Annotated in this window: 8 protein-coding genes; all 8 read right to left on the bottom strand. The window is 27.7% G+C overall.

Annotation, left to right across the window (positions count from 1 at the left end; genetic code table 11):
• Positions 1 to 9 precede the first annotated feature (9 nt).
• The gene (gene fsa, locus CNEONATNEC86_RS02960) at positions 10 to 660 is read right to left on the bottom strand and encodes a fructose-6-phosphate aldolase (RefSeq protein ID WP_125147510.1); all 651 of its coding nucleotides are present in this window, start codon (positions 658 to 660) and stop codon (positions 10 to 12) included.
• Between the two features lie 233 nt (positions 661 to 893).
• Entirely contained in the window at positions 894 to 2,042 is a 1,149-nt protein-coding gene (locus CNEONATNEC86_RS02955; RefSeq protein ID WP_159115558.1) for an ROK family transcriptional regulator, read from the bottom strand.
• A 72-nt stretch (positions 2,043 to 2,114) separates the two neighbouring features.
• Complete coding sequence (gene xylB / locus CNEONATNEC86_RS02950; protein ID WP_159135483.1) at positions 2,115 to 3,623, bottom strand: xylulokinase; 1,509 nt, start codon at positions 3,621 to 3,623, stop codon at positions 2,115 to 2,117.
• 158 nt (positions 3,624 to 3,781) lie between these two features.
• Positions 3,782 to 5,329: a response regulator transcription factor gene (locus CNEONATNEC86_RS02945; RefSeq protein WP_159115556.1), complete on the bottom strand. Its 1,548-nt coding sequence runs from the start codon at positions 5,327 to 5,329 to the stop codon at positions 3,782 to 3,784.
• Positions 5,330 to 5,358: 29 nt separating this feature from the next.
• Positions 5,359 to 7,203 (bottom strand): cache domain-containing sensor histidine kinase, encoded by a 1,845-nt coding sequence (locus CNEONATNEC86_RS02940; protein WP_159135482.1) that lies wholly within the window; start codon positions 7,201 to 7,203, stop codon positions 5,359 to 5,361.
• Positions 7,204 to 7,662: 459 nt separating this feature from the next.
• Entirely contained in the window at positions 7,663 to 9,390 is a 1,728-nt protein-coding gene (locus CNEONATNEC86_RS02935; RefSeq protein WP_159135481.1) for a methyl-accepting chemotaxis protein, read from the bottom strand.
• A gap of 170 nt (positions 9,391 to 9,560) precedes the next feature.
• A complete protein-coding gene (gene mmsB, locus CNEONATNEC86_RS02930; protein ID WP_058293742.1) occupies positions 9,561 to 10,748 on the bottom strand; it encodes a multiple monosaccharide ABC transporter permease in 1,188 nt (395 codons plus the stop codon).
• Positions 10,748 to 12,292: a multiple monosaccharide ABC transporter ATP-binding protein gene (mmsA, locus tag CNEONATNEC86_RS02925; protein WP_159115553.1), complete on the bottom strand. Its 1,545-nt coding sequence runs from the start codon at positions 12,290 to 12,292 to the stop codon at positions 10,748 to 10,750. The genes mmsB and mmsA overlap by 1 nt, the downstream gene beginning before the upstream one ends.
• Between the last annotated feature and the right edge of the window lie 179 nt (positions 12,293 to 12,471).

Genomic DNA, 12,471 nt, shown 5'->3' with positions numbered 1-12,471 from the left:
CACTTAAATTTATTTATCTCCAAACGCTGCTGCCCAGTCTGCCTTAAATTTTTCAAGACCTTGATCTGTTAATGGATGCTTTAACATTTGTTTAACTAAATCATAGGGAACAGTTGCTATATCAGCACCGGCTTTTGCAGCTTCTATAACATGTATTGGATTTCTTACGCTTGCCGCAATTATTTCTGTTTCTATTCCATGTATTGCAAATATTTCTGCTATGTCTCTTACTAAATCCATACCTATCATTGATATATCATCTACTCTTCCAAGGAATGGACTTACATATGTTGCTCCTGCATTTGCTGCAAGTAATGCTTGTGTTGCTGAGAATATTAATGTTACGTTTGTTTTTATTCCTTCGCTTGCTAAAACTTTAGTTGCTTTTAATCCTTCACCTGTCATTGGGATTTTTACAATCATATTTTTATGAATCTTAGCAATTTCTCTACCTTCTTTTATCATTCCTTCAGCATCTTCACTTACTACTTCTCCACTTATTGGTCCATCTACTATTTCAGTAATTTCTTTTATTACTTCATTAAAATCTCTTCCTTCTTTGGCTACAAGTGATGGGTTTGTTGTTACACCAGAAATTACTCCCATCTCATTTACTTCTTTAATATATTCTACATTTGCTGTGTCTAAGAAAAATTTCATTTTAGATACCTCTCCCTTTTATTTGATATTTTTACTCTTTACTTATAGACTTATAGTTTATTTAAATCTCTAATTAGGTTTATTTAAAAATTGTCTTAACTCCAGAATTCCAATCAGAAATTTAAGACTCACATTACTGACTAAATTTATTTTAAATATACTTTTAAAAATTATTTTAAAAAGTTTATATACCTAATTTACAATATTAATGTTAAATTAGATATTACACAATGCTATTTTATTGTTAAAAACTCTTCTATTGGAAGTCTTGCTGCTCCTAATAAATATGACTCTTTAAACTTAGTTATTTCTACCTTACAATCATTTTCATTTGTAAACAAGTTATCTTTATATATCGTTTCTTTTAAATAGTTTAAATTTCTATCTATTAAATTATTTATTTCTCCACCTATAACAATACTGTTAGGGTCTAATATCATTGTAAGATTACTTATGCCAACACCTAAAATAGAAATATATTCTTTAAGTACATCTAATGCTATCTCATCTAATGAATTACATAATTTTTCAAATTCTTCAATATCACTAATTTTGCTTTTTGCTTTATCATTATATTCATCCAGAATAGCATTTTTAGATGCATATGCTTCTAAGCAACCTTTAGCTCCACATTTACACTCTTTACCATCTAGGTTAATCTTCATATGTCCCATTTCACCAGATGAATTATTACTACCTCTATAAATTCTTCCATTTATAATTATTCCAAGTCCTAAACCATCTGTTATAGATACATATAAAAGATTATCCACAATATCTTTTTTATTTAAGTACTCATAATATGCTGATAAATTTGCTTCATTATCTACATAAATTGGAACATTTAAATATTCAAATTTTTCTTTTATATTAAAATCTTTTATATTTAATAAATAACAATTTTTTATTATCCCATTTTGTGTATCTACTGTACCTGGTATTGATATTCCTATTCCAAGTAACTGATCAGCTTTTACATTATTTTTTTCTAACAAGCTTTGTATATTATAACTTACTATATTAATTATGTCTTCTATGCTGTTATTATCATGTCTTATTCTAAGTAATTCTACATCTTCACTTCTAAGATTTATTAATGATAATTTTACATGCCTTGGTGTTAACGCTATTCCTAATCCATATTGGCAATTTTCATTTAGCTTAATCGCCATAGCTTTTCTTCCACCAGTAGATTCTAATGATCTGACATCTTCAACAATTCCAATTTTCTTTAATTCTGAAATATTAGTAGATACTGTTGTTATACTTATATCCAATTCTCTAGAGATATCTAATTTTGTAATTTCATCTTTTTCTAGTAATAATTTAATTATTTTTTTCCTATTTGTTTCTTTAATTTTGCTATGATTTACTTCTATCAATTTTAAAATTACTCCCCTCTAGCATTTAATAACCATATTCTACTTAATATGATATCATTATTACTGTGCTAGTTAAATATCCTTTATTCTTGGATATAGTGAATTATAAATTTCATATACTTTTGAATAAACTTCTTTTAAATCTTTATTTGGAACAACCTTCTCACTATCATTTCCACCTAAAATCTTCTCACATGCCGTTTCAACTGAATCATAAACTCCAGCTCCAACCCCTGCAAGTATTGCTACTCCAAGTGCTGGTCCTTCTGAGGCTTTTACTGTAGATAACGGATATTGTAAAATATCACTTAAAATTTGCCTCCATATCTCACTCTCAGCGCCGCCACCACTAACTCTTATGTCCTCAACCTTAACATTCATATCCTCTATTATATCTAAGCAATTTTTTAAGCTAAAACTAACACCTTCTAAGATACTTCTAACAAAATCGTCATGATTATTAATCAATGATACTCCAAAAAATCCACCTTTTACATTAGGATCTAAATGTGGAGTTCTTTCTCCCATTAAATACGGCAAATAAATAACGCCATTAGCACCTGGTTCTGATTTAGCTGCTTTTTCTGTTAATAAATCATAAATATCTCTGCCAAGCTTTTCACTTTCTTCAATTTCTTTTTGACAGAAAGTTCTTTTAAACCAATTAAGCGATAATCCTGCGCCTTGAGTAACTCCCATTACATGCCACTTACCTGGCACTGCATGGCATAAAGTATGAACTCTTCCATACTTATCGAACTTAGGAGAATCTGTTGATGCAAATACTACACCTGATGTTCCCATCACAGTTGATATCACACCTTCTTTTACAATTCCACTTCCTATTGCTCCTGCTGCTTGATCTCCAGCACCACCAACTACTGGGGTATCTACTGAAAGACTAGTTAATTTAGCGGCTTCTTCTGTAATCCTTCCGCTTACAACAACCGATTCATATACATCTGCAAGTATTGATTTATCTATATTTAAATCTTTAAGTAACTCATCGCTCCAGTCTCTTTTGTTTATATCAAGCATTTGCATACCACTAGCATCTGATACTTCAGTTGCAAATACATTTGTTAACTTAAATCTTATATAATCCTTAGGCAAAAGAATCTTATATATTTTTTTATAATTTTCAGGTTCATTATTTCTAATCCATAATAATTTAGAAAGAGTAAAACCAGTAAGAGCTGGATTTCCTGTAATTTGAATTAATCTTTCTTTTCCTATAGTGTTTGTTATTTCTTCACATTCTTTTTCAGTTCTTTGATCACACCATATTATAGAATTTCTTATCACTTTGTAATCTTTATCTACTAGAACTAGGCCATGCATTTGACCACTTAATCCTACGCCTTTTATATCCTCTGATTGTACACCAGCTTTTTGTATAACATTACTTATTCCTTTTACACAAGCATTCCACCAATCTTCTGGATTTTGTTCTGCATATCCTGCTTGTGGTTGGAATAAATCATAACCATAAGTTGCAGTAGATATAGTTTGTCCATTTTCATCAAATAATGCTGTTTTTGTTCCAGATGTACCAATATCTAAGCCTAATAAATAACGCATAGTCCTCCTCCTAAATCTTTTATTTTAAATTTATTAAATATATTTTAAAATTACTTTTTAAATGTTGTTTTATAAGTATAATATACTCTCTATTCTATAATAAGTCAATAAAATTATTGTAAATAATTACACAGTTTTTCTATTTAATATTATATTAATTACTTATATATTTTTCTATATTCTCCAGGTAATTGATCAGTATTTTCTTTGAATACTTTACTAAAATATTTTGGATCATTATAACCAACCTGTTCAGATATCTGATAAAGCTTTAACTCTGTTGATATAAGTAGTTTTTTTGCTTTATTTATTCTATAACTTCTTATATAAGCGCTAAATGATTCTCCAATTTCCTTTTTAAATTGTGTGCTTAAATATTCTGGAGTAACGCCTAATTTAAGTGCTATTTCATCTAGAGTAATTCCTTTATTATAAAATTCATGAATAATGCACTGACTCCTTTTAACCAAAAGACTTATACAACTCACCGATGAAACATCTTTGTGATGATTATTTTTTTGAATTAGTATCTTTAGCGCTCCCTCCAACTCGTTCCATGTTATTGCTGACATAATGTTAGTTAAAAGTTGCTGCGAATCCAAATCGCTATATAAAGTCTCATCGATTTCTTTTGTAAAGCTTATAATTATCCATGCAAACCTTACAAAATTTTCTTTAATTCCTTTTGGATTCCCTCGAATATCTTTACAATAATGAATAAACTTATCAATTATCTTATCAATTTTGTTTAATTGCATTGTGCATACTACTGTTTTCAATTCTTTCTCAATGGCAATTGGATATGATATTGGTAAAGTATATTTTTTCAAAACTTCTGGATAATTAACAATATCATTTGATTCTAAAACTATATTCCAATGTAATTCTTTATTAAGTTTGTGAATAATATCTTTTAAGGCCAATATCCCTTCACACCTCATATATCCTAAAACCATATCATTGGAATCTATATAATTAATCCTAGGTCTAACAGAATTATTCACATACTCTAGTAAGTTAATTTCTATTTTAAAATTAAAAAATATCATCACAATCTCATTACAACTTGGTAAATCTAACATTTTAAATTCAAAATTATTTGTATCGTTCAAAATGATTTTGATATCGTTTTCTATTTTGATATGATATTGCTCATATTTATTACCCAAATATATTACAAATACCTCAAAGATATCATTAACGCTTATTTTATAATTTTCCTTCAATAATTTCTCAATATCACCATCAATAATTAATTCCTCGAACAAACTGCTCTGAAATATATGCTTAAGGTTGAAAAGCCTTTCTGGATTTTTTAATTTATTATTCTGTTCATAATTTAACTGATTGGTAATTTTTTTTAATGACTGTGCAATTTCTTGAATTGAAATAGGCTTTAATATATATTCACTCACTCCTAATTTAATTGCCTTTTGGGCATATTCAAATTCTGAATATGCACTTAATACTATTGTTTTATGTGTAATTCCCATTTTAGCTACACTGCCTAACATTTCAATTCCATCCATCTTTGGCATCCTAATATCTGTAATAACTAAATCAGGTCTTACCTTCTCTATAATTTCTAATCCTACCTCTCCATCCTCTGCACTACCTACTATCTCTACATCTTTATCAATCTTTCCTAATAATTTAATAAGCCCATTTCTTATAATTTCTTCATCTTCTACAATAACAACCCTCATACTATATCCCCTTTTTATTACAAAACTCATTATTTTCTTAAAATTTTGGGCAAAGTGATACTAATTTTAACTCCCTTCCCAATCTCACTTTCTATTAAAAATTCTGCACTACTACCATAATACATTTCTAGCCGCCCAATAACATTATCAATTCCAATATGACAGTCGTCCAAATCATTCACCTTTTTATTTTGTTTTATTTTCTCAATTGTTTCTTTATCCATCCCCCTTCCATTATCAATTATATTAATTCTTATCTTGCTCCCTTCATCTTTAATTTCTATGCATAATAAACATGTATTATCAACATTATAAAAACCATGAATTATTGAATTTTCTAAAAAAGGTTGGAGAATTAATTTATGAATCATACTTTCTAACACGCTCTCATCAACATTTAAAATAAATTCAAAAGGTACACTTAATCTACTTTGCTGTAAGTATACATATTTCTTTACCCACTCCAATTCTTCTCTAATTTTTACACACTCACTGCTATTTTGAATTGCATATCGTAAAATTGTTGCTAATGAATTTATCATATTGCTAATCTCATATTCTTCCTTTTCAATAATTTTCCAATTTATAGTATCTAAAGTGTTATATAAAAAGTGAGGATTTATCTGTGCCTCTAATGCTTTTATCTCTGATTCTTTTTGCTTTAACGTTATAATTTTTACTTTTTCAACAAGATCACTTATGTTGGCTATCATTCTGTTAAAATGTTCAGCAATCAACCTAATTTCCTGAGGCATATCTTCAGTAATGCTAATCACTACTGATAATTCACCTTCTCCTGCACTATTCATAGCTTTTAAAATTATTCTAATTGAGCTAGTTAGTCTATCTGTTACACCTAAAATTATTAAAAGCAAAATATTAATTGTAATAAAACTTACTAATAAAAATATTTTTCTCTGCAAATTAATAGATCTATACAATTCGCTTTGATCATATATATATTCAATAGTCCAATTAGTTTTTTTATCCTTTAATTCTGTTATTCCAATATGAGCATTCTTAGGAACTTCTAATTGATCTGTAGTATATTGATTATTTTCCATTAATTTCACTGAAAAATTCTTAGCATTTTCCACCTCTTCAAGATGATAATAGCTTAAATTCCTACCCATCTTTTTTCTATCAGGGAAAAAAACTATATTTCTATATTTATCATAAATATAGGTTATCCCATTTTTTTTATTTCCTAAATCATTTTCATTACAAATTTCATTTAATACTTTTGCATCTATACTCATTATTATAATGCCGATTCTTTTGTCTATATCTGTATTTTTTACAAACCTGTGTGCCATATGAAAAATATAATAATTATACTTTTCTATTTTTGTTGCAAATCGCGTTGGAATAAGTATCCTTTCATTATTTTTAATCACATTTTCATAATTATATTGATTAATATTAATCCAACTGCTTTTAGTAGATGAAGATGTTAATTTATCATAAAAAATAGTTTGTCCACTATCAGTCATTAATGTTAACGCCTGTATTTGACTTTTAGCATTACATAATTTTTTTAATTTTCTTCTAAGCATATTCGTATTAATTTCAATATCAACATTATTATTTATATTTTCTACACACTGAATTATTTCTTCATCACTATAAATTTGGTATAGCAAATCTCCATATGATTCTAATGTTAAATTCAATGTTTTTTGAGTTTGTATTAAATTTGAATTCACCAATTCCTGCATATTATCTTTCATATTCTCAGTTATGGAATAGTATGAAATCATTTGCATAATAAAGAAAGGAATTATTGAAATAACAAGAAAACTTACTATAAGTTTATATTTTAAACTCTCCTTTTCTTTTTCAAATATAGTTTTAACTTTTTCTAATTTAAACATATAATTAATTCCTCTTTAAATAGTCTCATTTATTGAATTTTGAGTTTTATTAGCTACTATCTTACAATTTACTTTTCCAGAAATACATTCTATTATTAAATTTAAAATTGAATTTGAAACACTAGGAAATTTTTCTGTAATTTATATTTCCTCTACATATTAGCGAAAATATAAATTACTTTCTCTCCGCCTTAAGTATACGTTTTCTACTATTCGCTACATTAGCTACTCCAGCTTTATATTTTTCTAAATAATTCATTAACTTATAACAGTTCTAAACTTTCAAATACTCTCCCCTACATATATGCCTTCAGCCAAATTGCACCAAAAAATATAATTATTTAACAAAATTACAATTTAAGAAATATCTCAATTTATTTTATTATAATACTTTTAATATTATTAATAAATTATATTATAATATATTTTCACATTTTTTGTTAATATTAATGAAATTCTTTAATTGCAATTACTTTTCAATTTGAATTTTTTAACAACATCTTTTAAATACTTAGCTTGATCGCTAAGCTCTACACTTTCTAATGAGCTTTCCTGAGCTATTATAGAATTTTTTTCTACTATTTCCGAAATTTTCTCAACAACTCTAATTGCGTTAACAATTGATTGAGATTGCTGACCAGATGCTTTTGCTATCTCATTTATAAATTTTGTTGATTTATTTGTGTCTTCTACAATAAGCAATAGTTTTTCACTTGTTTCTTTAGCTATTCCAATACCATTATCAACTGAATAAATTGATTTATTTATTAGATTTTTAGTACTGGTAACAGCTTGAGAACTTTTTGCAGCCAAGTTTCCTACTTCTTTAGCAACAACTTCAAACCCTTTTCCAAATTCACCTGCACGTCCTGCTTCTATTGAAGCATTTATTGACAAAATGTTTGTTTGCATAGATACATCTTCTATTACGTCAATAACTTTACCGATTTCATTTGATGATTCTGAGATTTCATCTATTGCATATATCATATTTAATATCTTATTATTTCCTTCTCTAATTTCACTTAATACTTGATTAGTAATATCTATTGTACTTATAGAATTTTTTTCATTTTCAGTTATTTTATTCGATACATAACTCATTAATTGTAATAATTCTTCAACTGAATTTGATTGATTAATTGATGCCTCAGATACTTTCTTTGACTCTTCTACCATTTTAGCTGATCCATTTGCTACACGACTAGCTGTTACATTTATATTTCCTAATAAATCATTTAGAGAAAATACTATATTATTAAGTGAATCTTTGATTTTTATAAATTCACCTTTATAGTCTTCTTTTATTTCTATATCTAAATTTCCATTCGCTATATTATTTAATATACTAGTTATTTCTGTTATATATATTTTTAATGTATATATTGTTTTTGAAAAAGTCTTAGCTAGAATTCCTATTTCATCTTCATATGGATAATTTATTTCTATATTAAAATCCCCATTTGAAATTTTTTCTGCTGCTTTTACAAGCATTGAAATCGAAATACTTATATCATTCACTATTTTCTTCGATATGAATATTGATATTACTATTGATAATATTATAGAAATTGTAATAATGCCTATAAATAATAATTCAATTTTTTTAATATTATTTAATTCCATGTTTCCATTACTAATATTTAGATCAAATAGCCTTTCTATATCATTCCCTATTAAATCAGAAATTTTTGTTCCTTCATCACTAAATAGCTCATACGCTTCACTGTACTTGTTTAATTTAGCTAAAGTCCTTACCTTCTGACTTACCAATTTATATTCTTCCCAATAGTTTTGAATGTTGTCATTAATTTCTTTCGATTCATTATTATTAATTGTCTTTGATACTTTTTTCATATAATTCTCTATATTAATTTCACTAGTCATAATATTAGCATCTAATTTTTTTATTTTTTCATCATCTCTAGCATTTATTCTATCTCTAATAAGACATCCTGATTTTTGAAACTCACTGTTAAGCTTTCCTATATCCCCTTGTGAAAATCCATAATATTTTAGAATATATCTAAAGTTATTACTATTATACATCGAGAAACCTACTTCACTTATTAACGCAAAAGTCATAACTACTATTATTATAGAAAATGATATAATCATTTTTTTCTTTATATTAATATTATTTAATTTCCTATTGTATAATCTTTTAAATTCATTTTTAAAAGCCATGGGATCTCCTCCATAATTGTATACATTATATGTAAAGCATCATTTCATATTCAATTTGTCTTAAAATATAACAAACTAGAAGATAGAATTTATTTATATATCCTATCTTCTAAGAATTGCATCAAGTATATTTATGAATATAAAAATTATTAACTGAAAATATCTAAATACTATTTCTTTGATTGATTATATATATCAAATGCTACTGCCGCCAATAATACTAGTCCTTTAATAGCCTGTTGCCAGTCAACACCAACCCCCACTAAAGACATACCATTATTCAATATCCCCATTACAAGTCCACCAATAATAGCTCCTACAATAGTTCCAATTCCACCTGACGCTGATGCACCACCTATATAACAAGCTGCTATTGCATCAAGCTCAAACCCTTCTCCTGCACTTGGTGCTGCCGCATTTAATCTAGCTGCAAATAACAATCCTGCTAGAGCAGCCATAACCCCCATATTTACATAAACCATAAACATAACTCTCTTGGTTTTAATTCCTGATAATTTAGTTGCCTTTTCATTTCCACCTAAAGCATATATGTGTCTTCCTATAACTGTTCTATTAGTTACAAATGAATAAAATAAAATTAGTGCTCCTAAAATTATAAATACAAAAGGCATTCCTTTATATCTAGATAACCAATATGCAGAGAACATTATCACTAAAGTAATTCCTACCAATTTTGCTACAAACACATTGTTTGCACATTGATCAATTTCATACTCTTTTGCTTGTACTCTTTTTTTTATTTCAGATATTATAAATACTACCGAAACAAATACGCCTATTATTAAAGTTAAGAGATGAATTTTACCTGTTCCAATCTCAGGCAAGAAGCCCATAGACATATATTGGAATGTTGCAGGATATGGAGAAATGGTGTTTCCTTGTAATATTACCATTGTAATCCCTCTAAAAATTAACATACCTGCAAGAGTTACAATAAATGCTGGTACCTTTACGTATGCTATCCAGAAGCCTTGCCAAGCACCTATTAATGCACCAATGCAAAGTGATATAATAATTGCTATTGGAATTGATATTCCCATTGATATAATAAGTACTCCTGATATTGCTGATACTACAGCTACTATAGATCCTACTGACAAGTCTATATTCCCAGTCAAAACACAAGGTAACATACCTATTGCTAATACTAAAACGTAACTGTTTTGAAGTATAAGCTTTGTTACATTCATTGGCCTTAGTAAGACACCCTTTGTTAAAATTTGAAATAAAAGTGCTATTACTATTAATGCAATAAACATTGCATATTTACGTGTATCAAATTTAAATTTTTTAACATTTGTTTCTTCTGATTTTCTTGCTACTGCTTCTGTATTCATTATATAGCCTCCTTAACATTACTTTGCATAATACATTTCATAACATTCTCTTGAGTTGCTTCTTCTTTAGATAATTCTCCAACAAATGATCCTTCATTCATTACATATACTCTATCACTAATACCTAATACTTCTGGAAGTTCTGATGAAATAACTATAACTGACTTTCCTTGACTTGCAAGTTCATTAATTATGCAATAAATTTCATATTTTGCACCAACATCAATACCTCTTGTTGGTTCATCTAAAATCAATATATCTGGATCTGCAAAAATCCATCTTGCTAACATTACTTTCTGTTGATTTCCTCCAGATAAATTTCCTGTATACTGATCAATGCTAGGTGCCTTTATCTTAAGTCTTTTCATGTAATCTCTTGCAATGCTTATTTCCTTACTATCATTTATTACAATCTTTTTACTAATTTTATTCAAACTTGGTAATGTCATGTTTCTTTTGATATTATCTATTAATATAAGCCCTTGAGCTTTTCTATCTTCAGTTACATATGCAATTCCGTTTCTAATTGCATCCCCAACACTATTTATTGATATTTCTTTGCCATCTTTGATTATTGTGCCAGATATATTTCGTCCATATGACTTACCAAAAATACTCATAGCAAGTTCTGTCCTTCCAGCTCCCATTAAACCTGCAATTCCTATTACTTCACCTTTTCTAACATTAAAATTCACATGATTTATTACAATTTTACTACTAATTTCTTCCGAATATGCAGTCCAATCTTTTACCTGGAAGCAAACCTCACCAATATTGCATTCTCGTTTTGGATACCTATCAACAATATCTCTACCAACCATTCCTCGTATGATTCTATCTTCTGATATTTCTCCTGAACTTTTTGTTAATGTTTCTATACTTGCACCATCTCTTATTACGGTAATTTCATCAGTGACTTTTGTTACTTCATTTAATTTATGTGATATTATAATTGCCGTCATTCCTCTTTCTTCTCTTAATTTTAAAATTAAATTTAATAATTTATCACTATCTTCATCATTTAGCGCTGCTGTTGGTTCATCTAATATTAAAAGTTCAACATTCTTTGATAGTGCTTTTGCAATTTCTACAAGTTGTTGCTTTCCAACTCCAATTGTATTTACAGGAGCTTCCGGATCTTCATGCAATCCTACAATTTTCATTAGTTTCTTAGCTTCAAATCGTGCTTTACTCCAATTTATCACTCCCTTGTCAGCTTGCTCATTTCCTAAAAATATATTTTCCATTATTGATAAATATGGGATAAGGGCTAATTCTTGATGTATTATAACAATTCCTTTAGTTTCACTTTCTTTTATATCTTTAAACTTGCATATTTCTCCATTATAAATTATATCCCCTTCATATGTACCATATGGATAAACGCCACTTAGTACATTCATAAGTGTAGATTTTCCTGCTCCATTTTCTCCTACAAGAGAATGTATTGTTCCTTTTTCTATTTTTACATTTACATTATCAAGAGCTCTTACACCTGGGAAAGTTTTTACTATATTCTTCATTTCTAGAATAACTTCTTTCATTTTCTGACCTCCATTCTGCTCAATATACATGAATAGTAACTATTCAGCCACTATATATTGATTTATATATTTAAAAAATTACAATGTGCAGTGTAATAATTAAAATTGAATAGTATAGAACAATTTGTACAACTCTTCAAAAGTAATATAAATATAAAATAACTAAATAGGCTATTAAA

The organism is Clostridium neonatale, assembly GCF_900465025.1.
Lineage (GTDB): Bacteria > Bacillota > Clostridia > Clostridiales > Clostridiaceae > Clostridium > Clostridium neonatale.
The sequence above is the reverse complement of the archived record's forward strand: the minus strand, read 5'-3'. Positions and strand labels throughout refer to the sequence as shown.